Origin of the sequence: Ereboglobus sp. PH5-5, from assembly GCF_029504805.1 — a bacterium.
GTDB lineage: Bacteria > Verrucomicrobiota > Verrucomicrobiia > Opitutales > Opitutaceae > Ereboglobus.
In genome coordinates this window covers 15,723-39,831 of sequence record NZ_JAQFIT010000018.1, presented here as the reverse complement: position 1 = coordinate 39,831, position 24,109 = coordinate 15,723, and the positions used below count along the sequence as shown (strand labels likewise).

Annotated in this window: 20 protein-coding genes; 10 read left to right on the top strand and 10 right to left on the bottom strand. The window is 61.1% G+C overall.

Annotated elements, in window-relative coordinates; genetic code table 11:
• Positions 1-42 precede the first annotated feature (42 nt).
• Positions 43-1,059, bottom strand: coding sequence for a rod shape-determining protein (locus tag M2103_RS11835; protein ID WP_277510785.1), 1,017 nt, complete (start codon positions 1,057-1,059; stop codon positions 43-45).
• A 247-nt stretch (positions 1,060-1,306) separates the two neighbouring features.
• On the opposite strand from M2103_RS11835, the gene M2103_RS11830 reads away from it, so the two are divergent.
• The 5 genes from M2103_RS11830 to M2103_RS11810 all read left to right on the top strand — a co-directional run bounded on the left by M2103_RS11830 (position 1,307) and on the right by M2103_RS11810 (position 7,309).
• On the top strand, positions 1,307-2,293 hold the full coding sequence (locus M2103_RS11830; protein ID WP_277510784.1) for a sugar-binding domain-containing protein: 987 nt from the start codon (positions 1,307-1,309) through the stop codon (positions 2,291-2,293).
• Complete coding sequence (locus tag M2103_RS11825; protein WP_277510782.1) at positions 2,290-3,288, top strand: glycerophosphodiester phosphodiesterase family protein; 999 nt, start codon at positions 2,290-2,292, stop codon at positions 3,286-3,288. Before M2103_RS11830 ends, M2103_RS11825 begins: the two co-directional genes overlap by 4 nt.
• 52 nt (positions 3,289-3,340) lie before the next feature.
• Positions 3,341-4,738, top strand: a complete 1,398-nt coding sequence (locus tag M2103_RS11820; RefSeq protein ID WP_277510780.1) for a sn-glycerol-1-phosphate dehydrogenase — start codon at positions 3,341-3,343, stop codon at positions 4,736-4,738.
• Positions 4,739-4,881: 143 nt separating this feature from the next.
• Positions 4,882-5,715 carry an HAD-IIA family hydrolase gene (locus M2103_RS11815; RefSeq protein ID WP_277510779.1) on the top strand — a complete coding sequence of 278 codons (834 nt, stop codon included), beginning with the start codon at positions 4,882-4,884 and terminating at the stop codon, positions 5,713-5,715.
• 100 nt (positions 5,716-5,815) lie between these two features.
• Positions 5,816-7,309, top strand: a complete 1,494-nt coding sequence (locus M2103_RS11810) for a glycerol-3-phosphate dehydrogenase/oxidase (RefSeq protein WP_277510778.1) — start codon at positions 5,816-5,818, stop codon at positions 7,307-7,309.
• Positions 7,310-7,468: 159 nt separating this feature from the next.
• On the opposite strand, the gene dusB is transcribed toward M2103_RS11810, so the two are convergent.
• From dusB to polX, 3 genes are all read right to left on the bottom strand, one after another.
• Positions 7,469-8,587 carry a tRNA dihydrouridine synthase DusB gene (dusB, locus tag M2103_RS11805; RefSeq protein WP_277510777.1) on the bottom strand — a complete coding sequence of 373 codons (1,119 nt, stop codon included), beginning with the start codon at positions 8,585-8,587 and terminating at the stop codon, positions 7,469-7,471.
• A gap of 109 nt (positions 8,588-8,696) precedes the next feature.
• Entirely contained in the window at positions 8,697-9,155 is a 459-nt protein-coding gene (locus M2103_RS11800) for a YraN family protein (RefSeq protein ID WP_236919203.1), read from the bottom strand.
• Complete coding sequence (gene polX / locus M2103_RS11795) at positions 9,152-10,936, bottom strand: DNA polymerase/3'-5' exonuclease PolX (RefSeq protein ID WP_277510774.1); 1,785 nt, start codon at positions 10,934-10,936, stop codon at positions 9,152-9,154. Before polX ends, M2103_RS11800 begins: the two co-directional genes overlap by 4 nt.
• A 106-nt stretch (positions 10,937-11,042) precedes the next feature.
• On the opposite strand from polX, the gene ileS reads away from it, so the two are divergent.
• Positions 11,043-13,946 carry an isoleucine--tRNA ligase gene (gene ileS, locus M2103_RS11790; protein ID WP_277510773.1) on the top strand — a complete coding sequence of 968 codons (2,904 nt, stop codon included), beginning with the start codon at positions 11,043-11,045 and terminating at the stop codon, positions 13,944-13,946.
• 5 nt (positions 13,947-13,951) lie between these two features.
• Here ileS and M2103_RS11785 read toward each other — a convergent pair whose 3' ends face one another.
• Positions 13,952-14,581, bottom strand: coding sequence for a hypothetical protein (locus M2103_RS11785; protein WP_277510772.1), 630 nt, complete (start codon positions 14,579-14,581; stop codon positions 13,952-13,954).
• 55 nt (positions 14,582-14,636) lie between these two features.
• Here M2103_RS11785 and M2103_RS11780 point away from each other — a divergent pair, with 55 nt between their 5' ends.
• Both M2103_RS11780 and lspA read left to right on the top strand, forming a co-directional pair.
• Positions 14,637-15,257 carry a TraR/DksA C4-type zinc finger protein gene (locus M2103_RS11780; RefSeq protein WP_277510771.1) on the top strand — a complete coding sequence of 207 codons (621 nt, stop codon included), beginning with the start codon at positions 14,637-14,639 and terminating at the stop codon, positions 15,255-15,257.
• Between the two features lie 100 nt (positions 15,258-15,357).
• The gene (lspA, locus tag M2103_RS11775) at positions 15,358-15,864 is read left to right on the top strand and encodes a signal peptidase II (RefSeq protein WP_277510769.1); all 507 of its coding nucleotides are present in this window, start codon (positions 15,358-15,360) and stop codon (positions 15,862-15,864) included.
• Between the two features lie 200 nt (positions 15,865-16,064).
• Here lspA and M2103_RS11770 read toward each other — a convergent pair whose 3' ends face one another.
• On the bottom strand, positions 16,065-16,283 hold the full coding sequence (locus tag M2103_RS11770; RefSeq protein ID WP_277510767.1) for a hypothetical protein: 219 nt from the start codon (positions 16,281-16,283) through the stop codon (positions 16,065-16,067).
• Positions 16,284-16,367: 84 nt separating this feature from the next.
• Entirely contained in the window at positions 16,368-17,246 is an 879-nt protein-coding gene (locus M2103_RS11765) for a YicC/YloC family endoribonuclease (protein ID WP_277510766.1), read from the bottom strand.
• Between the two features lie 187 nt (positions 17,247-17,433).
• Here M2103_RS11765 and M2103_RS11760 point away from each other — a divergent pair, with 187 nt between their 5' ends.
• Positions 17,434-18,582 (top strand): DUF362 domain-containing protein, encoded by a 1,149-nt coding sequence (locus tag M2103_RS11760; protein WP_277510765.1) that lies wholly within the window; start codon positions 17,434-17,436, stop codon positions 18,580-18,582.
• Positions 18,583-18,679: 97 nt separating this feature from the next.
• Here the strand turns inward: M2103_RS11760 and M2103_RS11755 are convergent, their stop codons facing one another.
• On the bottom strand, positions 18,680-19,849 hold the full coding sequence (locus tag M2103_RS11755; protein ID WP_277510763.1) for a lipid-A-disaccharide synthase: 1,170 nt from the start codon (positions 19,847-19,849) through the stop codon (positions 18,680-18,682).
• 108 nt (positions 19,850-19,957) lie between these two features.
• A complete protein-coding gene (gene purH / locus M2103_RS11750; RefSeq protein WP_277510761.1) occupies positions 19,958-21,526 on the bottom strand; it encodes a bifunctional phosphoribosylaminoimidazolecarboxamide formyltransferase/IMP cyclohydrolase in 1,569 nt (522 codons plus the stop codon).
• A gap of 151 nt (positions 21,527-21,677) precedes the next feature.
• Here purH and M2103_RS11745 point away from each other — a divergent pair, with 151 nt between their 5' ends.
• Complete coding sequence (locus M2103_RS11745) at positions 21,678-23,093, top strand: DUF4419 domain-containing protein (protein WP_277510758.1); 1,416 nt, start codon at positions 21,678-21,680, stop codon at positions 23,091-23,093.
• A 36-nt stretch (positions 23,094-23,129) separates the two neighbouring features.
• On the opposite strand, the gene M2103_RS11740 is transcribed toward M2103_RS11745, so the two are convergent.
• A complete protein-coding gene (locus M2103_RS11740; RefSeq protein ID WP_277510757.1) occupies positions 23,130-24,026 on the bottom strand; it encodes a 5'-3' exonuclease H3TH domain-containing protein in 897 nt (298 codons plus the stop codon).
• Positions 24,027-24,109: the final 83 nt, after the last annotated feature.

Sequence of the window (24,109 nt, the reverse complement as noted above, 5' to 3'; positions counted from 1 at the left end):
CCAAAATCGAGAGTCGAAAATCCAAAACCGGCAAAAATGCCGTCAGACATTTTGCAGCAACCAGTTGATGTCGTTCAGCACGGCGCCGGTGCCGTTTGCGACCGCGGAAAGCGGATCCTCGGCCACGGTGACGGGCAGGCCGGTTTTGTCGCTCAACAGGCGGTCGATGCCGCGAATGAGCGAGCCGCCGCCGGCAAGCACAAAGCCGCGGTCAACCAGGTCGGCGGAAAGCTCCGGCGGGCAGCGCTCCAGCGTCGCGCGCACGGCGTCAACAATCGCGCTGATGGTGTCCGCGAGCGCGTCACGGATTTCCTGCGAGGTGATGTGGATTGTTTTCGGCAGCCCGGCGACGGAATCGCGGCCCTTCACCTCCATGTCGATTTCCTCGTCGAGCGGATACGCCGAGCCGATGCGCATCTTGATTTCCTCGGCGGTGCGCTCGCCGATGAGAAGGTTGTAGGCGCGCTTCATGTAGTTGACGATCGCGCTGTCGAGCTCGTCGCCCGCAACGCGCACGGACTTTGAAAACACGATGCCCGCGAGCGAAATGATGGCGATTTCGGTCGTGCCGCCGCCGATGTCCACGATCATGTTGGCGGCGGGTTCGTCGATGGGCAGGCCGACGCCGATCGCGGCGGCCATGGGCTCGGGAATGGTGATCACCTCGCGCGCGCCGGCGCGGGACGCGGAGTCCTTCACGGCGCGTCTTTCGACCTCGGTGATGCCCGAGGGAATCGCGATGACGACGCGCGGCGGGATGCGCAGCGAGTGGATGCGCGCCTTGCCGATAAAGTAGCGGAGCATCGCCTCGGTCACGTCGAAGTCGGCGATGACGCCGTCCTTCATGGGGCGAATGGCGGTGATGTTGCCCGGGGTTCGTCCAAGCATGCGCTTGGCGTCGTCGCCGACGGCGCGAACCTTGCGCGTGTTGGTGTCGAGCGCGACGACGCTTGGCTCGCGCAGAACAACGCCCTTGTCCTTCACATAGACAAGAGTGTTGGCGGTGCCGAGGTCGATGCCGATGTCGTTGGAGAAGTAACCTAAGAGGTTTGAAGCCATTTTGTAACTGTTCGTTGAAAGGTGTGTTCCGCGCATGCCGCGGGGCGATGCGTGTCCGCGACAGAAAAGAATCTTCGCGCACAGTCTCTGTCAAAGGGTAAATGAGAATAATACAAGATCATTTGCAAGAGGCCGCGCGGACCCGCCGCGCGCCTTGTGCGCAGGCCTTCCATCATTTTTCTGTATAAAAATTACGTTGCTCACGCCTTGACATCCTCTGGGCGAGGAATCAAACCTCTAAATTGTAATGCGGAATAGTTATTCAGACGACCAATTGCATCTTGCCGCCCGCCTCTATTATGTGGAGGGCTTGGGGCAGGATGAAGTGGCCAAATTCGTGAAGGTTTCGCAGGCCAAGGTGTCGCGACTTCTCGCGATGGCGCGCGAGCGCGGCATCGTCCGCATCACGGTCGCTGATTACGAGCCGCGCGACCGCGAACTTGAGACCCGCCTGCGCGTCCAGCTCGGGCTTTCGACGGCCATCGTCATCAGGGCCGCCGAAAACCTGCCTGCCGCCGACTTGCGCAAAACGATCGGCCTGTTTGCCGCCGGCGTTTTCGAGTCGCTCATCGAGACCAAGAGCATCATTGCCCTTGGCGGCGGGCGCACCATCCACGCGCTCGTCGAAAATGTCCGCGAATCCAGGAGCACGGCGCCGACCATCGTGCAATCAATGGGCAGCGTCGATTCCAACATAAACACTTTCGATGCCCAGGAAATCGGTCGCGTGCTCTCCCAGCGTCTCGGCGGCAACTTCGTGGCGATGAACACGCCCGCCTACGTGCACGAGAAAAAAATGCGCGACGCCCTGCTCGACCTTGAGCAGATCCGCACCGTGAACAACTATTTCGACCGCGCCCACCTCGCGGTCATCGGCATAGGCGCGCTGGACAATTCCGTGTTCACCGAGCGCCGCGTTCTCAAGGAAAACGAGATCGAGGCCCTGCGCGCCGCCGGCGCGGTCGGCGAGGCGTGCGGGCGCTACTTCAACGCCGCGGGCAAGGAGTGCGACACTCCCTGGCGCGACTGCGTGATGAGCATAGAGCTCTCCCAGCTCGCCAAAATCCCCCAAGTCATCGGCGTGGTGACGGGCAACGACCGGGCCCCCTCGATCATGGCCGCCATCAAGGGCGGTTTTCTCAAGGGCATCATCATCGACGAGCCCAGCGCGCGCACCTTGCTTAACTATTCCGCACAATCCACAAAAACAAAATCAACCAAGAAAAAGAAATGAGCCCCCGTATCGCCCTCGCCTGGCTGCTTGTTGCCGCCGCCCCCACCGCCTTGTTTGCGCAAGCGCAAACTTCCGCGCCCAAGAGCGCCTGGAACGTCACCGACCACATCGCACTGAAAGATTTCGTCGTGCAAAGCCACCGCGGCGCGGGCAATCTCGCCGAGGAGGGAACCCTTGAGTCGTTCAAACTCGGCTGGGCCCTGGGCACCATTCCCGAATCCGACATTCGCGCCACCAAGGACGGCGTCATCGTCTCCTTCCACGACGGCAGTTTCAAGCGCCTGATCAAGGATGCCGACCCGGTGCTCAAAAAAAGCTCCGTTGAAAAAAGCACATGGGAGTTTCTCCAAACCCTCGATGTCGGCGCGTGGAAAGGCGATTCATTCAGGGGCCGCCGCGTTCCAAAAATGAGCGACATCTTCGCCTACATGGCCGACAATCCCGACCTGCGCCTTTACCTCGACATCAAGAAGGTGGACTTCGCCGTGCTCGCAAAATTGGTGAAGGACGCCGGCGTCGCCGATCGCGTCATCCTCGCCTCGCGCCATCCCGCGCATCATATCGAGTGGAAAAAACTCGTGCCCGAGTCCGGCACGCTCCTCTGGATGTCCGCGGGCGAGCAGGAGATCACCAAGATGATCGACGAGCTTGTCGCCAGCGGGGACATCAAATCGATCACCTCGATGCAATTGCACGTGCACCCCAACCGGAACGGCGCAAACTACGATCGCAGCACCGACGGCGGCAGGGATTGGAAGAAAATCCCCTGCACCGACGATCCCTCCGAGCCGTTCAACCACACGCGCTCCTTCATCATCAGGCTCGGCGAGCGCCTGCGCTCCCTCGGCATCCTGTATCAATCGCTTCCCTACATGTCCCGCGACGGGGTTTACGCCGAGCTGATGGATCTCGGAGTGGCCTCTTTTGCCACCGACCATCCCGACGTCGCCATGCTTGAAATCAGAAAATACTACGCCAAACGCGGGAAGAAGTAATTCCCGTCCGCCACAGTTTTAACATCTCAAAAATCACGAAGAAAACAGCATCATGAGTAACACTCCCTCCTCGATCCAACCGATTGACGCAGACACATTGTTCGGCATCACGCGCCTCTCCCCGCAGGAGGCGCTTGCCGCCGCGAGCGAAACCAAGGCGCTCGTGCTCGAACCCGGTTGCCTCGGGAAGGTCGCCCAAGTGTTCAAGCAACAATTCCCCGGACGCAAAGCCGTCGTCATCGCGGACCAAAACACGATGGCGGTCGCGGGCAATGCCGTTCGCGACGCGCTCGCGGCCGATGGCGTCACCGTGCTCGAGCCGTTCATCTTCACCGATCCGGGACTCTACGCCGAATACAAATACGTCGAGCAACTCATCGCCTCGTTCAAGACGCACGACGCCATCCCCGTCGCAGTCGGCTCGGGCACGATCAACGACCTCACCAAGCGCGCCTCGCACGAGACGGGCCGCCAGTATGTCTGCGTCGGCACCGCCGCCTCGATGGACGGCTACACCGCGTTCGGCGCGTCGATCACCTATGAAAACGCCAAGCAGACGCTCGTCTGCCCCGCGCCTCAAGCCGTGCTCGCGGACATCGACGTGATCAAAAAAGCCCCGCCGGAAATGACCGCCTCCGGTTACGCCGACCTGCTCGCGAAAGTTCCCGCCGGCGCCGATTGGATATTTGCCGACTCCCTCGGCGAGGAACCCATCGAGACCAAGGCCTGGACAATCGTGCAAGGCGGACTGCGCGACGCGCTCGCCGATCCCGCCGCCGCCCGCGCGGGCGACACCGCCGCGATCAACGCGCTCACCGAGGGCCTCATACTCGGCGGCTTTGCCATGCAATGGGCGAAGTCCAGCCGTCCCGCCTCGGGCGCCGAGCACCAGTTCAGCCATCTCTGGGACATGGAGCACCACACGCACAACGGCGCCGCGCCCTCGCACGGCTTCAAGGTCGGCATCGGCACGCTCGCCATCACCAGCCTCTACGAGCAACTGCTCCGCATGGACGCCTCCACCCTCGACATCGACGCGATCTGCGCCGCCTGGCCCGACGCGAAGACGGTCGAGGCCAACACCGCCGCCCTGTTCGCCACGGCGGATTTCAAGGAGACCGCCGTCCGCGAAACCATGACAAAATACGTCGATGCCGCCGCGCTCCGCAAACAACTCGAGCTCCTGAAAGCCGAGTGGCCCGCGATCTGCGCCAAGCTCCGCCGCCAGCTCATCCCCTTTGCCGACATCAAGCAGCGCTTGCAATCGGTCGGCGCGCCCTTCGAGCCCGAGCAAATCGGCATCACCCGCCAGCGTTTGCGCGAAACCTTCACAAAGGCCTACCACATCCGCCGCCGCTTCACCGTCCTCGACGTCGCCGTGCGCACCGGCTGGCTCGCGCCCGCGCTCGACGCCCTCTTCGGCCCCGGCGGCGCGTGGGAAATAAAATAAACCGCGCCCAACAAAAACCATGCGCGCAATACACGCCGATTTTGGCCGGGGTTCTCACTTTTGCCCTTGCCTGACTCCCGAAAACGCATGGTTATTGTTGTGAAAAACAACCCCCCGATTCTGACCTATCCTGTTCCGTTCCAATGACCGCATCCGCCACAACCAACGCCGACACCTCCCGCATTCGCCATGTCGTCCTCGACATGGACGGCACCATCTACAAGGGCGGCACGCTGTTTCCCTGGACAAAACCGTTCCTCGATTCCCTCACCCGGCACGGCATCGGCTACACCTTCCTCACCAACAATCCCTCCAAGAGCTCCGCCGATTATCTCGCGCACTTGGAGCGCATCGGAATTCCCTCCGCGCCCGAGCAACTCTACACCTCCGCGCAGGCCACCATTGACTGGCTGAAAGCCAATCATCCCGAGTTCCGCCGCCTGTTCCTTCTGGGCACGCCCAGCATGATCGGCGAATTTACCAAGGCCGGTTACGAATCCGCCAACGACGATCCCGCCGATGTTCCCGACGCCGTTATCGCCGCCTTCGACATGAGCCTCACCTACGCGCGCCTCTGCCGCGCCTCGTGGTGGGCCTCGCAAGGCCGCCCCTATTTCGCAACCAACCCCGATCGCATTTGCCCCACCGACCTGCCCACCGTGCTCGTCGATTGCGCTGCCATCTGCGCGGCAATCCAATCCGCCACGGGACGCGCTCCCGACAAGGTTTTCGGAAAACCCGATCCCTCGATGGTCACCGGCATCCTCCAGCGCCACAACCTCCGCCCGGAGGAAGTCGCGATGGTCGGCGACCGTATTTACACCGATATCGCCATGGCTCAAAACGCCGGCGTTACGGGCGTGCTCGTCCTCTCCGGCGAAGCCACGCGACAGGACGCCGAGGAATCCTCGGTCAAGGCCGACATTATTGTTGAAAACCTCGCCGGCCTCGGAGAGATGCTTACCGGATCGCGCTAAACACACACCGTCACCCCGCCAACGACCCCCGTTTTTTTCACCACAACCAACATCGGACTCACCTAAAACCAACGCGCATAAATATTCCAATCGAAATAACATGAGCACCACATACCAAGAGAAACGCAAATCAACGCTTTCCCAGCTCGCTGGGGAAACCCTGGACCTCCTCGTCATCGGCGGGGGTATCGTCGGCAGCGGCGTCGCGCGCGATGCCGCCATGCGCGGACTTCGCACCGGCCTTGTCGACCGCTACGACTTCGCCTACGGCACCAGCAGCCGCTCCAGCCGCCTCCTCCACGGCGGCCTGCGCTACCTCGAGCAAGGCCGCGTCGCCCTCGTGCACGAGTCCAGCGTCGAGAAAAAAGTCGTCCACAAAATCGCGCCGCACCTCGGCCAGCCCCTCGGGTTCATGTTCCCCGTCTACAAGGTCAACGGCTTCCCGCTCTGGATGATGCGCATCGGCGTGAAAATGTATGACCTGCTCTGCAACGGCAAAAACTTCAAGCCCTCGCGCGGCTTCACCGTCAAGGAAACCCTCGAGCACCTTCCGCAAATCAACACCAACGAACTGCGCGGCTCCGTGCGCTACTACGACGCGCTCACCAGCGACGCCCGCCTTACGCTCGACACCCTCCGCTCCGCCGTGAAGCACGGCGCGCACATCTCCAACTACACGCGCTTCATCGACTCCAAGCGCGAAAACGGCATCTGGACATGCGAAATCGAGGACACGCTCACCGGCGAAAAATACACCGTCAAGACCCGCGCCATCCTCAACGCCGCCGGCCCCTGGCTCGAAAAAATCCCGCACAGCGAGATCAAACTCCGCCTCACCAAGGGCATCCACATCGTCGTTGACCGCAAGCGCATCCACGTTGACGAGGGCGAGGCCGTCACGATGGTCGAGGGCAAGCGCATCCTCTTCCTCATCCCCTGGGGCGAACGCCTCATCATCGGCACGACCGACACCGACTACGACGCGCGGCCCGAGGACGTGAAAGTTGACCTCGAGGACATCGACTACGTCCTGCAGACCGTCAACACCACCTTCCCCACGGTCAAGCTCACCCGCGAGGACATCATCAGCTCCTGGGTTGGCCTGCGCCCGCTCATCGCCAACCGCGACGGCTCGCCCTCGAGCACCTCGCGCGCGCACCAGATCAAACTCGTCACGGAAGGCTGGTGGGACATCGCCGGCGGCAAGCTCACCACCTACCGCCTCATGGCCGAGCAAGCCGTCACCAAGATTGTCAAGAGCCTCAGTCTCAATGCCAAGCCCTGCCGCACGAAAGAGGAGCCCCTCCTCACGCCCGAGGAAGCGGCGACCTACAGTGGCATCATCCCGACCGCCTATGGCGAGGCCGCGGTGAAGCACTACGTCGAAAACGAGTGGGCGATCTCCCTCGCCGACGTGATCATGCGCCGCACGAGCTGGCACTTCTACATTCCCGACATGCCCTCGCGCGCGGAGGAAGTGGGCCGCTGGATGGCCGCCGCCGCCGGTTGGACGCCCGAGCGCCTTGCCTCAGAGCTCAAGCACTACGCCGAGGAAGCCGCCAAAACCTATCCGGCCCCGAAAGCGGGCGCATAATCTATTCGAGCGCTAATCAACAAGCCGGCAAACGACCCGTTTTCAAACGGCGTTCGTTTGCCGGTTTTGTTTATCCTCATCGGACATTCGCGCTTTCGCGCGTGCACGACACATCGTCAAACACGCGCGTCCCGCGGTAAGAAAACCGCCGTTCCGATTTCACCAAAAATCCACCGGCCCCTTGGGCACGGGGATGGATTCGCCGGCGTCCGCGGTTTCGCCCGCGGGGCGCATGAACGACGCCACGAGCGGCGCGGGACGGAAGCGCGGCAGTGGCTCGGCGTCGGGGTTTCCATTCTCGCAAAACGGCGCGCGCCACTTGCGATACGCGTCGAGTATCGTTTCGAAATCCGCGCGCGTGTTCATTTTCACGATGCGCTGCTTGAAGTCCTTCGACGGACCCAAGCGGCGCGCATACCACGGCGCGATTTTGCGAAACATCCGGCAGCCGAGCTCCTCGCCGAACACTTCGATCATCAAATCCAGATGGCGCGACATCACACGCACGCGCTCGGCAAACGTCGGCTCGGGTAGCAGTTCGCCCGTGCGCAGCAGGTGCTCCGTGCGACGAAAAATCCACGGATCGTAAAACGCGCCGCGCCCGATGCTCACGCCCGCGCAACCGGTTTCGTCGATCATCTTGCGCGCGGACTCGGGCGTGATCACGTCGCCGTTGCCGATGACGGGAATCGTTTTCACCGCCTCCGCGACCTTGCGGATTCCGGCGAGGTTGACCGTGCCGGAAAATGCCTGCGCGCGCGTGCGCCCGTGCACAAACACCGCCGCGATGCCCGCGTCCTCCAGCACGCGCGCAAGGTCGGGCGCGGTGATGTTGGCGTCGTCCCAGCCAAGGCGCATTTTTGCGGTGACGGGAATTTTCACCGCCCCGACCATGCCGCGCGCGAGTTTCGCGGTTTTGTCGAGCTCGGTCATCATCGCCGAGCCGCCGCCAACTTTCACGACCTTGGGCACGGGGCAGCCCATGTTGATATCGATGGATGCCGCGCCGGCCTGCTCGCAAATGACCGCCGCGTCGCGCATCTCCGCCGGGTCTGAGCCGAAAAGCTGGATCGCCATCGGACGGTCGGCGGGCGTGGAACGGATAAGTTGCAGCGCCTTCGGGTTGCGCTCGATGAGCGAGCGCGCGTTCACCAGGTCGGTGGTCGCCCATCCGAGCCCGCCAAGCTCGCGAATCGTCAGGCGCATGGGCAGGTTTGTGTAGCCCGCGAGCGGTGACAGAAAGAGCGGTGAGTCAAGTTGGACGGAGCCGATGCGCATGGGAAAATTGATTTTCGCCTTTGAGTGGAATGAGAACAAAAGCCGGATGCAAACGTCAAAGGCGCCCGGCGTGTTTCCGATGGCAGGCAAACGGACGCGCTCCCCGTTTTCAGATATGCTTTCCTTTTGAAAACAGCGGCACGTTTTCGAAATGGTGCGGGATGAGCCGGCCGTCGTCCGTTCGTTCCACAACGACGACATCAAGGCGGTAGCTCAAGTCGCGCCAGCGGGGGCCGAGGGTGCGCAGATAGGTGCCGGCGGCGCGCTTGAGGACGTTTTTTTTGCGCGTGTTCACCGCCTCGTAGCCGTTAAGCAGCCGCGCGGTTTGATAGGTTTTCACTTCGACAAAAACGAGCGCGCCTTCGCGTGCGCGGCAGATGATGTCGATTTCGTCGCGGCGGTCCTTCGGGCTGCGCCAGTTGCGCGCGAGAATGGTCATGCCGCGTTCGTTTGCCAGGAAGCGCGCGGCGGCGGACTCACCGGCGGCGCCGTGCTTTTGTTTTTCGGTGCGCGCCGGCGTCGCCGCGCCGCGCAGCCTCGCCCATTGTTGCTTGAGCCACGAGATCACGCGCGGTGGGTTTCAAGCCACGCGCGCATTTCGGCGAGGGGCTTGGTGTTGATGATGTTTTGTTTCGAGAGCCAGCCCTTGCGGGCGATGTTCACGCCCGTGCGCACAAAGGCGAGGTGGCCGGGTTCGTGCGCGTCGGGGTTGATTGAGCAGAGCAGGCCGCGTTCGGCGGCCCGGCGCCAGAGCCGCCAGTCCATGTCGAGACGCCACGGGCTGGCGTTGAGTTCGATGATCACACCGTTGGCGATCGCGGCGTCGATCACCTTGGCGGCGTCCACCCGGTAGCCTTCGCGGCGCAACAGCAGCCGACCCGTCATGTGACCGAGCATGGTGACGCGCGGGTTTTCGATGGCGCGGATGATGCGCGCGGTCATCTGTTCCTCGCCTTGCGAGAAGGCGTTGTGCACCGAGGCGACGACGAAGTCGAGTTGCGCAAGCGTGAGGTCGTCAAAATCCAGCGAGCCGTCCGTGAGGATGTCGCATTCGGTGCCGGCGAAGACATGCGTTTTGAAGCGCCCCGATGTATTTATTTTTTGGATACAGTTGAGCTGGTCGGCGAGGCGTTGCTCGTCGAGGCCGCGCGCCTGGTGGCTCGACTTCGAGTGGTCGGCGATGCCGATGTATTCCCAACCGAGCGCTTGCGCGGCGGCGATCATTTCCTCGAGCGTGCCGCGGCCGTCCGACGCGGTGGTGTGGTTGTGAAACGCGCCGCGCAGGTCGGTGTGCTCCACGAGATGCGGGAGCCTGTTGTTTGTGAGTTCCGCGGCCTCGATCTCGCCGAGTCCCTCGCGCAACTCGGGCTCGATAAACGCCAGGCCGAGCGCGGCGAAGAGCTCCGTTTCGCTTGTGATTTTCGCGCGCGTCTCCGCGTGCGCGGCGGCTTTTGTTTTGACGGTGCCCTCGCCATCGGCGGGCTCAAGGCCCCATTCGCTGAGGCTCAGGCCGCGAGCGAGGGCGCGCTGGCGCATTTGCACGTTGTGATCCTTCGAGCCGGTGAAGTGGTGCAGCGCAAACGCGAATTGCTCCTCCGGCACGATGCGCAAGTCGGCCTGCAGGCCGTTTTCGTGGCGCACGCTTGTTTTTGTCTCGCCGCGCGCGGTCACCTCGAAGACGCCCGGACGGGACGTGAACCATTCGACGATTTGTTCGACGGCCTTCGGGTCCTTTGCGTCCGCCGCGACGATGAAGTCAAGGTCGCCGACTGTCTCCAGTCCGCGGCGCAGGCTGCCCGCGGCCTCGGCGTGTTTCACGCCGCGCAGTTTGCGCAATCCGGCGACAATCGGCCTGGCAACCGCGTGCGCGTCCCACCAGAGATGGCGCCGTCCGTAGGCCTCGCGGTGCTTGATTCCCTCGAGGAGTTTTTGCTGGGTTTTTTCGCCGAAGCCGGGCAGTTCCGCCACGAGGCCGTCGGCGCACGCCTTGGCAAGCGCGGCGATGCTTGAGATGCCGAGCTTGTCGTGCAGCGCATTGATTTTTTTCGGGCCGAGATTCGGGATTTCCAACATCTCAACAAGGCCGGGGGCGACCGATGCGCGCAGTTCCTCGTGGAAGCGCAGCCGGCCCGTTTTGTGGAGCTCGGTGATTTTCTGCGTGAGCGCCTCGCCGATGCCCTTGACTTCGGAGAGCTTTCCGGCGGCGATCACTTCGCCGAGGTCGTCCGTGAGCGACTCCAGGGTGCGGGCTCCGTTTTCGTAAGCCCGAATCTTGAACGGATTTTCGCCCTTCAACTCAAGCAGCACGGCGATTTCCCTCAAAACATCGGCAATATCGTTTTTGGTCACGCCTCCAGTAAAACCGCTTTGGGCCGAAAAACCACGATAATTTGTCCCTTTCCCTTGTTGACTACCCCCGGCGCGCGAATAGCCTTCCGCGCTTAATTTTTTGGGCATGGCAACCGATTTAAAAAACACTATCCAACTTCCGAAAACAGACTTCGCGATGCGCGCAAATCTCGTCAAGCGCGAGCCCGAGCGAATTGCCCATTGGGAGAAACTCGACCTCTACGCCGCCATCCAGAAAAAACGCGCCGGCGCCCCCGCCTTCGTCCTCCACGACGGCCCGCCGTTCACCAACGGCGACGTCCACATCGGCACCGCGCTCAACAAGGTTCTCAAGGACATCGTCAACCGCTACAAATCCATGCGCGGCTTTCGCACGCCCTTCGTGCCCGGCTGGGATTGCCACGGCCTGCCCATCGAGCAAAAAGTCACCGCGCAGCTTCGCGCCGAAAATAAAACCGTCTCCACCGCCGAAATGCGCGCCCTCTGCGGCGAGTTTTCGGAAAAGTGGATCGCGCACCAAACAAAACAGTTCAAACGCGTCGGCGTGCTCGCCGACTGGGCCAGCGAATACAAAACAAAGGCTCCCGCGTTCGAGGCCGACATCATCCGCACGTTCGCCGCGTTTGTTGAAAAGGGCCTCGTATACCGCAGCAAAAAACCCGTTTACTGGTCGATCCCGTTCGAAACCGCGCTCGCCGAGGCTGAAATCGAATACAAGGACCACGTCAGCCCCGCCATCTGGGTGAAATTTCCCGTGCCGACCGGCGAGGCGCACAAATACGACCTGCCCGCCGACAAGCCGCTTTCCGTCGTCATCTGGACAACAACCCCGTGGACGATTCCCGCCAACCTCGCCATCGCGGTGAATCCCGACGTCGAATACGTCGTGGCCGATCTCGGTGAGGAGCGCATCGTCGTCGCGGAGCTGCTGCTGCCGTCCGTGCTCGCCGCCGCGAAAATCGAAACCGCGCCCGTCATCGACAAAAAACTCACCGGCGCCGCGCTCGAAAAACTCGCGCCGCGCCATCCTTTCATTGACCGCGCCGCGCCCGTCGTTCTCGCCGACTACGTGACCACCGACAGCGGCACCGGCTGCGTGCACACCGCGCCCGGCCACGGCGCGGAGGATTATCTCACCGGCCTCAAATACAGCCTGCCCATCTACTGCCCCGTCGCCGACGACGGCAAATACATCGACGACGGACAAATCCCCGCCGACCTCGTCGGCCTCACCACGCTCGAAACCGTCGAGGATCTCGCCGCCAAGCGCACCTCGCCCGCCAACATCGCCGTCCTCAAAAAACTCGACGCCTCCGGCGCGCTCCTCGCGAAGGCGAAATACACGCACAGCTACCCGCATTGCTGGCGCTCGAAAACGCCGATCATCTTCCGCGCCGTCGACCAATGGTTTGTCTCGCTCGACAACAAGGCCGGCTCGTCCGACGGAAAATCCCCGCGCGAAACCGCCCTCGCCGCCATCGCCAACGACGTTGCGTGGGTGCCTGCCAGCGGCGAGAAACGCATCACCGGCGCGGTCGAGTCGCGCCCCGACTGGTGCATCAGCCGCCAGCGCTCGTGGGGCGTGCCCATCATCGCCTTCTACGACGACAAAAAAAATCCCTACCTCGACGCGAACGTGATTCGCGCCGTCGCCGAAAAAATCGAGAAGCACGGCACCAACTATTGGTATGACGCCACGCCCGCGCAAATCCTCGAAGGCGTTGCGCTTCCCGCCACCTGGCCCGCCGCCGACGCGCTCGCGTGCGGACGCGACACGCTCGACGTTTGGATCGACTCCGGCTCGTCGCACGCCGCCGTGCTCAAGCGCGGACAAGGCGGCACGCAATGGCCCGCCGACCTCTACCTCGAAGGCTCCGACCAGCACCGCGGCTGGTTCCAGTCCTCGCTCTGGACAAGCGTCGCCGCCTACGGAGCCGCGCCCTACAAGCGCGTCCTCACGCACGGTTTCATCGTCGGCGCGGACGGCAAAAAAATCTCCAAGTCCGGCCAATACGAAAAACCGCCCACCAGCGACAACTACATCGCGCAATACGGCGCCGACGTCATTCGCCTTTTGTTCGCCTCGCAAAATTTCACCGAGGACCTCCGCGTCTCCAATCTCGACACGGACCTCAAAAACCCCGCGAGCATCCTCAACGTCGTTGCGGAGGCATACCGCCTTTTCCGAAACACCTTCCGCTACCAGCTCTCGAACCTCTTCGACTACGACCACGCGCGCGACGCCGTGCCGTATTCAAAAATGGATACGCTCGACCGCTGGGCGCTCCACCAGGCCGCCGCGCTCATCCGCGAATGCACCGCGGCCTATGACGCCTACGAGTTCCACCGCGTCTATCAACTCTGCAACCAGTTCTGCTCGGTGACGCTCTCCGCGGTCTATCACGACATCCTCAAGGACCGCCTCTACACGCACGCGACGAACAGCCCGCAACGCCGCTCCTCGCAAACCGCGATCCACGAAATCTTCCACACGCTCGCGAAACTCCTCGCGCCCGTGCTCGCCTTCACGACCGACGAGGCGTGGTCGTTCGCCACGGCGAAAACCGAATACATCGACGGCGACTCCATCCACCTCCGCGACTGGCCCGTCGCGCCCGCCGAGTGGACCGACGCCACGCTCGAAACCGACATCGCCGCGCTGCTCAAGACGCGCGCCGCCGTCACCGAGGCCATCGAGCCGCTTCGCGCCGCGGGCAAGATCGGCAAGTCGCTCGACGCCGTCATCACGCTCAACGCCGCCGCCGGCGCGCCCGAGCGCGCGCTCTACGAAAAGCACCGCGATTTTCTCCCCGAGCTCTTCATCGTCTCGCAAGTCGAGATTGCCGATGCGCCCGGCGCGCCCGCGATCGAAGTGAGCCTTGCGTCCGAACGCGGACTGCACCGCTGCCCGCGCTGCTGGCGCTCCGTGCCCGCGCTTCACGCGACGCCTCACGGCGACGTATGCCCGCGCTGCGCCGAGGCGCTCCAAGCATTTCAGGTGGACAAGTAAAAGCTTCAGCAAAAACAACCAACAAGAACAAAGATCATGGCCAAACCCAAAAAAAACGCCCCCCTTAAAAAATCAGCCAGAAAAGAAAAAAAAGCCGCGTCCAAAAAGCCGGCTGCAAAGAAGTCAGCGTCCAAAAAAGCGCCGGCCAAAAAAACGCCGGCTGGAAAAAAGCCGTCCAAAAAACCTCTTCCAAAAAAGAAAGCCGCGCCCAAAAAAACCGCCGCGAAAAATGTGGTAAAAAAGAAACCGGCGAAGGCACCCGCAAAAAAAGCGCCGGTCAAAAAAGCCTCCGCAAAAAAACAGCCCGCGAAAAAAACGCCCGCAAAAAAAATAAAAGCATCGCCGAAATCCGCCGCGAAACCCGCGGCTCCTAAGAAAAAATCGAAACCCGTGTCCAAAGCCGTCAAATCTGCGAAGAAACCCGCAATAAAATCAAAGCCCGCAAAATCCGCGGCCAAGCCCAAGGTCGCGCCCGCGAAAAAGCGCGCGCCCAAGGCAGACGCGAAAAAGGGGCGCGCCGCCGCGCCCGCGCCGGCCAAGGTCGTTTCCGTCCCGGCGAAGCCCGAGACAAAGCGCGACCTGTTGCGCAAAAACATCATGGGCGGGAAAAAATCACTCAGGCCCGTTGCCTTCACCTTGGATGAGGCTCGCGAAATCGCCAAAACCGCAAGCGCGTCCGAAAGCGCGTCCGTGTCCGCCTCCGCAAAAACTCCCGCCGCGCCGGCCAAGCCCGACCTCGAAAAACTCGCCAAGGCCATCGCGCCCTCGCATGTGAAGGCGGCGTCGCTCGCCGACATCCTCGGCTTCAATCCGAAGAAGGCGCAGAAGCCGTCGCTCTTTGCCGACCCGAGCACGATCCCGGAGAAATACCGCCGCTATTACAAACTTCTCATCGAGCTGCGCAATTCGCTCACCGAGGGACTTTCGCTGCACACCGAGGAAACGCTCCGCCGCTCCACGAAGGAGGACGCGGGCGACCTGTCGAGCTACGGGCAGCACATGGCCGACGCCGGCACCGACACGTTCGACCGCGACTTCGCGCTGAGCATGGTTGCCAACGAGCAGGAGGCGCTCACCGAAATCGACGCCGCCATCAAGCGCATCCAAAACGGCACCTACGGCATTTGCGAGGTCACGCAGAAACCCATCGCCAAGGAGCGCCTGCTCGCCGTGCCCTTCACCCGCTACTCCGCCGAGGCGCAGAAGGACATTGAGAGAAACCGCATGCGCGTGCGCACCGCCGCGGGGCTCTTCGCCGAAATGGGCGACGACTCCGGACGCGGCGACGACACCAACGTCGAGGAGGAGTGACCCTGGTTCCCGAATGCGGAATGCGGATTGCCGAATAGTCCGCATTCCGCTTTTTGTTTGTATGCACATGCAATCCGCCCCTCCAAAAACACCCACGCGCATGCAGCGCATACTTGCGTATCGCAGGCTGCACATTTGCGCGATCGTTGTGTTTGCGCTCGACCAACTCACCAAGGCGTGGATTCACAACAACGAAAGACTGCCGTTCAACTCCTACGGGCCGGGCGAGCACATCGAGGTGATTCCCGGTTTTTTTAACATCGTGCACGTGGGCAACACCGGCGCCGCGTGGAGCATTCTGAGCGGGCACAGCGAATGGCTCGCGGTGTTTGCCGCCGTCGTGCTGGCCGCCATTTTTTTCTTCCGCAAAACACTCGAGCTGCATGTGCGCGCCATTCAAATCGCGTTCGGCCTGTTGTGCGGCGGCATCGCCGGAAACCTCGTTGACCGCGTCATGCACAAGCACGTGATCGACTTCCTGGATTTTCATTTCGCCGGCTACGCATGGCCCGCGTTTAACATCGCCGACATCGGCATCGTCGCCGGAGTGGTGATCTACATTGGCACCACAATCATGAGCGCGGTGCGCGAGAGAAGGCGGGAGTGATTGCCTTGCGCGCGCGTTCGTAACGCGGGCGCGCCAAGTCTCTTTGTGTTTCAATTTTTTAAACGGGCGGGTCCGGCAGCTCGCGCGACATGCTCCGCATGGCATTTGACGAGGGGAAACGTGGCGCCCGTTTTTGCGAGGCGACAAAAAACCGCGCCCCGAAAACCAGGGCGCGGTTGGAGGTGTAAAGCGAAGCAGAATTATTTCTTCTTCGCTGCTTTCTTAGCAGGAGCCTTCTTGGCAACCGCCTTCTTGGCGGGAGCCTTTTTAGCAACCGCCTTCTTGGCAGGAGCTTTTTTAGCAACCGCTTTCTTGGCAGGAGCTTTTTTGGCAGCCGCTTTTTTGGCGGGAGCTTTTTTAGCAACGCTGGTTTTTTTCACCGCTTTTTTAGCGGCCGGTTTTTTGGTTTTTGATGCCATGATCGTCATCCTTTGTGTGTGGGAGAGGGTGGAACCTCAACAAAATTTTTTCGCTAAATGCATTTTTGTTTTGCGTGTTCGCGCTCATTCGATGTTGGCGATTTGTTCGCGCACGCGCTCGAGCTCGTTCTTCATCTCGATCACGCGGCGCGAAATCTCGATGTTGTTCGCCTTGCTTCCAATCGTGTTCACCTCGCGCCCCATCTCCTGCAAAATGAATTCCGCCTTGCGCCCGATCTCCGCGTCGCCGCGCAGCAACGCGGCGAATTGCGAGAGGTGACTGCGCAGGCGCGTGATTTCCTCGGCGATGTCGCAGCGGTCCGCGAAGAGCGCGACCTCCTTCAGCACGCGCTCGTCGTCGGGGTTGATCTCGAGCCCGGCGTCGCGCAGCCGCTTCAGAAGCTGCTCGCGCCACGCGGGCGCGACGCACGGCGCGAGCTCCGCGACGGAGCGGACGTGTGTATTTATTTTTTGGATACGATCCTCGAAGTCGGCGAGCAGCGCGGCGCCCTCGCGCGCGCGCATGGAGGAGAACGCGCGCAGCGCCTCCTCAAGCGTTGCGAGGACGGTGGCGCGCACGTCGTCGCCGGCGGGAAGGTCGGCTTTCTTTCGCTGCGAGCCGACGACGCTCCACAAAAGCTCGGGCGTGATCTCGAGCCCGACCCCGTTGCGCGCGGCCTGCGCCTTGAGCCTTTCGAGGACGGCGTCAACGGCAGCCTCGTCCCAGTTGAAGGCTTGGCTTTGCGCGCCATCGGCGCCGGTCACGTCGAAGCGGATGTTGATTTTTCCGCGCGCGGCGTATTTGCGCGCAAGCTCGCCCGCGGGCGCCTCGTATTCGGCCCATTCGGACGGGAGCGAGATCGCGAGATCGAGTGTTTTGCGATTCACGGAATTCACCTGGACGGTGAGTGTGCTGGTGCCGAGGGGGGCGGTGGCGCGGCCGAAGCCTGTCATGCTTTTCATGCGGCGAATGAACATGACCGGGCGTTCCGGCGCAAGCGCGCGCTGATTGTAGCGCGTTCCCAAAAAATGCGCCGCCGCGCAAACCCGCGAAAGCTTGCCCGCGCTTTTCACGCTATCGACAATCCCTCTCTCGGCGTGCAATCTCCCGTCATCACAAATTTTCACACTTTCAATACTCCCTCGATTCATGAAACAGAAATCCCCCGTTTATTTCACCGACATGCGCACGCGTCCCGGCTTGAGCTTGCCGGACAAGCTTGAACGCCTCGTCAGGCGCGCGGGCATTGAGACAATCGACTTCGAGCGAAAGTTCGTCGCCGTCAAAATCCACTTCGGCGAGCTGGGCAATTTGTCGTTCCTGCGCCCCAACTACGCGAAACGCCTCGTGGACGTGCTCAAGCCGCTCGGCGCGAAACCGTTTCTCACCGATTGCAACACGCTCTATGTCGGCAGCCGCAAGAACGCGCTCGATCACCTCGACTGCGCGATGGAAAACGGCTTTGGGCCGCTGTCCACCGGATGCCAGATCATCATCGCCGACGGCCTGAAGGGCACCGACGAAACCATCGTGCCTCTCGCCGGAACCGAGTATGTGAGGGAGGCGAAAATCGGCCACGCAATCATGGACGCCGACGTGATTATTTCGCTCAACCATTTCAAGGGGCACGAGTGCACGGGCTTCGGCGGCGCGATCAAAAACCTCGGCATGGGTTGCGGCTCGCGCGCCGGAAAAATGGAGCAGCACAACTCCGGCAAGCCGCAGGTGAGCGAGTCCAAGTGCCGCAAGTGCAAAACATGCGGCAAAGAGTGCGGGCAGGACGCGATTTCCCACGACGAACGCGGCATCGCGCGCATCGACACTGAAAAATGCGTCGGCTGCGGACGCTGCATTGGCGCGTGCAATTTTGACGCCATCGAAAACACGAGCGGCGACTCAAACGAGATGCTATCGAAAAAAATGGCCGAGTATGCGCTGGCCGTCGTGCGGGGGCGCCCGCAGTTCCACATCAACATCGTCACGCAAGTCTCGCCCTTCTGCGACTGCCATGGCGAAAACGACATTCCGATCATTCCCGACGTGGGCATGTTCGCCTCGTTCGACGCCGTCGCGATCGACCAGGCGTGCGCGGATGCCTGCAACCGCCAGCCGGTCATGGGCGGCAGCGTGCTCGAGCGCGTTTTGAAAAAGGCCGCGGGCGACGGGGCGGCTGGCGAAAACGAAATGCGGTGCGATCATTTCACGACAGTTTTTTCGAGCACGAACTGGCGCGACACACTTGCGCACGCCGAGAAGGTCGGCGTCGGCACGCGCGATTACGAACTGGTGCGCGTGTGAACACGCCGCGCGTGTTTGCGGGTAGGGCGAAGCCTCCGGCTGAGCCGACGCATATCGAAACGAATGAGCGGCTCAGCCGGAGGCTTCGCCCTGCCAATCACGCCAGTTGCCGCGCGAGCCAGTCGGCGGCGGTGCCGGTTGTCGGCTGGCGCAGGATTTCGCGGAGCTTTGCCGCGCAGGTTTCGGTGTGCACGAGGCGGGCGGGGTTTTCAATGCAGTCGTGAAGTTGCGCGGCGAGCGCCTCGGGCGAGGCGGCGCCCTGGATGTGCTCGGGATACATCGGCTCCTTGAGCAGCAGGTTCGCGATACCGATGTAGGGCACTTTCACGAGGAGGCGTCCGAAAAGATAAGTCAGCGGGCTGATGCGATACACGACCGCGCCGGGGATTCCCGCGAGCGCGCAGTGCATCGACATCGTGCCGGAACTGGTGAGCACCGCCGAGGCCGCGACCGGCTCGCCGGTGGGGCGCAGCGTGATGCTGTCGGGAATGGGAAACGTGCGCAAAACGGACAGCACTTCCGCGCTTGGATAGAGGACGACGGCGGGGCGGGGATTGGCCGTGGCACGGTAGCGCTCATATCCCGCGAGCACCACGGGGAAGATGCGCGTGACGGCTTGCTTGCGGCTGCCGGGGAGAAGCAGGATCGGGCCGTCGGGATCGTAGGTGACCGGCGCGGCGTAGTCGGCGGCGACGAAGGGATGCCCGACAAACTCCACGCAGCCTTTCAGCGAGGTGTCGTCGTAACACGCGGGCTCGAACGGAAAGATGACGGCCATCGCGTCGAGGTTGCGCGCCATCGAGAAACGGCGCCCGGCTTTCCACGCCCAGATTTGCGGGCTGATATAAAAGAGCGTGCGCGTGGGGCCGCCGCCTTTCACCGAGAGGCCGCGTTTGCGCATTTCGTTTGCGAGGCGCAGATTCATGCCGGGGTAATCGACAAAGCAGACGGCGCGCGGTTTATACACGGAGACCCAGCGAAGCACTTCGTTGAAGAGCGCCTTGAAAAACGAGAAATGTTTCAGCACTTCCACGAAGCCGATCACCGAGGTGGCGGTCATGTCGTGGAGCAGCTGCGCGCCCGCGCCGGCGAGCTCGGGGCCGCCGAGCGCGCAGACGGAAAGATTGTTGCCCTGGTCGTGCGAGAGGAATTCACGCACCATGCGCGCCGCGTGCTGGTCGCCCGAATGCTCGCCCGCGATGACGAGCAGGTCCACGTGCGAGGTGCGCGGGGCGGGAAGACGAAAGGGAAGGGCGGACTGTGCCATGAAGGATGTTGATTAATCGCGGAAGCGCGAAGGAGCGAAAGCGCGGAAAAGCTTTTTAAAATTCCTGATCCGTGTTTCCGCCCCTTCGCGCTTCCGCGATTGAAAATCTCAGTGTTTGAAATGCCTGATGCCGGTGAAGACCATGGCCATGTTGCGCTCGTCGGCGGCCTTGATGACTTCGTCGTCGCGGATGCTGCCGCCGGGCTGGATGGCGGAGGTCGCGCCGGCGTCCGCCGCTGCGATGAGTCCGTCGGCAAACGGGAACAGCGCCTCGCTGACCACCGCGCTGCCCTTGAGGTCGAGCTTGGCCTCGCCCGCCTTCCACACGGCAATGCGCGAGCTGTCCACGCGTGCCATCTGGCCCGCGCCAACGCCGAGCGTGCGTTCGTCGCGGCAATACACGATGGCGTTTGACTTGACGTGTTTGCACACGCGCCAGCCGAACATCATGTTGGCCCATTCCTCGGGCGTGGGCTGGCGCTTGGTCACGACTTTGAAGTCGGCTTGGTTGCCGAGCTTGATATTGCGATCCTGCACGAGCAGGCCGCCGACGCACGAGCGCACATCGAGGAGCGAATCCGCGCCGATGCCGCCCTTGGCAATCATGAGGCGCAGGTTTTTCTTTTTGCCAAAAATGGCGAGCGCCTCGTCGGTGAAATGCGGGGCGATAATAACCTCGGTGAAAATTTCGCTGATGATTTTCGCGAGGTCGGCCTCGAGCGTGCGGTTGACGATGATGATGCCGCCGAAGGGCGCCTGGCGGTCGGTGGCGAAGGCGTTGTGCCACGCGGTCACGAGGTCGTCGGCGCTGGCCACGCCGCACGGGTTGGTGTGCTTGAGAATCGCGAGGGTGGGGCGCTCGAACTCGCCGATGAGGTAGGTCGCCGAGGTGATGTCGAGGATGTTATTGTAGGAAAGTTCCTTGCCCTGAAGTTGTTGGTATTGGTCGTGGAACGTGCCGTAGAGCGCGGCCTTCTGGTGCGGGTTTTCGCCGTAACGGAGCGACTGGGCTTTTTTGTAAGAGAGATTGAGCTGGTCGGGCAGTCCGGCGAGCGCGTCGAGATCGGGCGCGGCTGCGGTGGCCGCGGCTTGTTTTTCGAGATACGCGGAAATCGCGGCGTCGTAGGCGGCGGTGCGTTGGAAAACTTTGAGCGCGAGGCGGCGGCGCAACGCGAGCAGGCCGGCGGTGTCGTCGGATTTGGCGAAGGCGCCGAGCACGGCGTTGTAGTCGGCGGGATCGCAAACGACGGTCACGCTCTCGTGGTTTTTTGCGGCGCTGCGGAGCATGGAGGGTCCGCCGATGTCGATGTTTTCAATGGCTTCCTCGAATGCGACGCCGGGCTTCGCAACGGTGGCCTCGAACGGGTAAAGGTTGACGACCACGAGGTCGATCATGGCGATGTCGTTTTTCGCGGCCTCGGCGAGGTGCCCGGGCTTGTCGCGACGGCAGAGCAACCCGCCGTGGATTTTCGGGTGAAGGGTTTTGACGCGCCCCTCCATGATTTCCGGGAAGCCGGTGTGCTGGCTGACTTCGGTGACAGGCAGGCCCTTTTCGGCGAGCAGCTTGGCGGTGCCGCCGGTCGAGAGCAGGCGAAAGCCGTGTTGCTTGACAAGGGCCGTCGCGAATTCGACGAGGCCGGTTTTGTCACTGACGGAGAGTAAGGCTAGCTTTTCCATAAAATAATAGGTGGCGATGATGTGGGCGGGGCGTGAAAAGAGGCAAGAGAAAGGATTGGTGGGAATGTTTTGGAGGTGTGTTCCGTGAGGTTGATTTGGCTTTCCTCATGAACGAATGGGCGCACACTGATGTCAGTATCCCCGATACCCTATGAAGAAATTACTAACGCTGTTTATGTTTTTGGGCACAACTCTGCTTCCCGCGCAGGACGGCATTACATTCAAAATAGAGAGATTATCCAAACCTAAGGAATCCCTCCCTGCGCAATCTATAACGAGCATATATGAAAAATTGATCCGTATGGATAACGGCGCGGATTATGGCCATGCGGAGAAAGACATTAACTATCATTATGCGATAATCGCGCAGAGCAAAGTTGACACGCCACTCGTCAATTTTGGCTACAACTCATTTTTTAGCGGCATGTATCGGGCTTATGCCGAGCATCGGCCGTTTGTGCTTTCACCTGATATGATGTGGCTTTTGATCAGCCAGGGATTTGCGCGTCACGTCAGTGCCAATGCCGAACAACTGCGCGAGCGCTTTGTGAATTTTTCAGGCCAAGTTTCGCTCGTTGTGGAAGCAAAGGGAGACATGCTCGATAATTCCGGTGCGGCGTGGGAGGAAATTTTCCCGGGATTCACCAAACAAATCGCACAGTATACAGGAAATCGATTGGTCGAAACTCTCTCCGCAAATTTTTCCACAACCACACCCGTCGAGGCGGTCGCATCGCAAATTACCATTATGGAGGCGATGAAACCATATTTCGAATTTGTCGTAATGCGTGCCATGTGCGGGATCCCTGAAATAACGCTTAAGGGCACATCGGAAGACTGGCAGCGTGTGCTCGATAAAACAAAGGCTCTGGCAGATTATGATCTCTCGTGGTGGACGCGCGAATTGGAGCCGCTACTGGAGGAATTTGTGAAGGCGTCGAAAGGTGATGTGAACAAGGTTTTCTGGAGAAACATGTTTAAATATCATTCCCAGAAACAATATGGAGCACCTAATATTATTGATGGATGGATCGTGAAGTTTTTCCCTTATAATAAAAAAGGAAAGCGCAATGATCTTCGCCAGCTTGTTGGCGGTGATGATTTGCCGGACGAGATCGTCAAGGTTGATTTGAAGTATATTGATCTCATTAAGAAAACCACGACGCCACTTGAGCTGTGGGCGGGGTTTGTGGGGCTTGAGCAAAATGGAGAAAACTATGCTCTCACACCCAAAATTGGCTGGATGATCCGAAAAAAAGATGTGCGCCACGAAGCACTTAAACAAAAGATAGCGATGGATATGAAAGACGTGGATGAAGGGATGGGCGGGTGGGTTCGTTTACGTGTGACCACAGTGCCGCCCGCTTTGTTTTCCGTGGGAGAAATAGATAATTTGGAGCTTTTCTTTACGGATAAAATTTCAATTCCTGACGAGCTTACCCAAGTAAAAATTAAGCGGCTGATTTTGAAGGGCTTCAGAATTGATGAAGGGGAAGAAGCGCGGATAAAGAAACTGTTTCCACACACTGAGGTTGTGGTTTCTCTATACCGAAATGCGACCGATTGATTGCTGGTGCCCGTAGGCGGTGCAGCTGGACTTGCCTTAAAACAACTCGATCTGTCCGCTGTAGCGGTTTTCGGCTTCGGTGCGGGCGGTTTTCATGCCCATTTCTTCCAGGAAGGCGAGGAGTTCGGCGCGGCAGGGCTCCTGGTTTTGTTTTGCGGTGGCGGTGTCGAGCACGGGGAGCGCGAGGTTGAGCGTGACGAGTTTTAGGTTGAGGCGCAGCAGGTCGGTGTTGGCGCGGAGGGCGTCGCGGAAACGTTCGGGCGCGATTGTGTCGGCGGCCGCGATGATGGCTTCGAGGCCACTGTGTTGCTGCAGCCACTTGACGGCGGTTTTTGGGCCGACGCCCTTGAGTCCGGGAATGTTGTCGGAGGCGTCGCCGACGAGTGCGAGGTAGTCGGCGATTTGCGAGGGCGGGACGCCAAACTTTTCGACAACTCCCGCGGCATCGAGCTTGCGCCAGCCGAGCCTGGCGTTGCCGGTCGGCGGGGGGAGCAGGATTTTTATGCGATCGTTGACGATTTGCGCGAAGTCCTTGTCGGAGCTGACGATCAGGGCGTCGTCCCCGGCGTTTGCAAACGCGACGGCTTGCGCGGCGAGCAGGTCGTCCGACTCGACGCCGTTTTGCTCAATGACGGCGAGGCCCATCGCTCGGCTGAGTGTTTTTAAATGCGGGATTTGTTTTGCGAGCGCGTCGGGCATTTCCTCGCGTTGCGCCTTGTATTCGGGGTGGAGCGCGAGGCGGTCTTGCGAGCCGCCCAAGTCGAAGAAGACGAGTGTGCCGCCGGGGCGTTCCTGGTCGATGAGGCGCCAGATGGATTTTATCCAGCCGTGGAGCGCGTTGGTCGGAAACCCGTCGGCGCGCGTGAGCTCGGGAATCGCGAAGAAGCAGCGGTAGGCGAGGTTAAAGCCGTCGATGAGGAGCCATTTGGACATGGGCGAAATTAGAGATTAGAAATTGAAAATTAGGAAGGATGAAGAATCGCGCGATGGTTTTATGCCGGAAATCCGGGCGAATT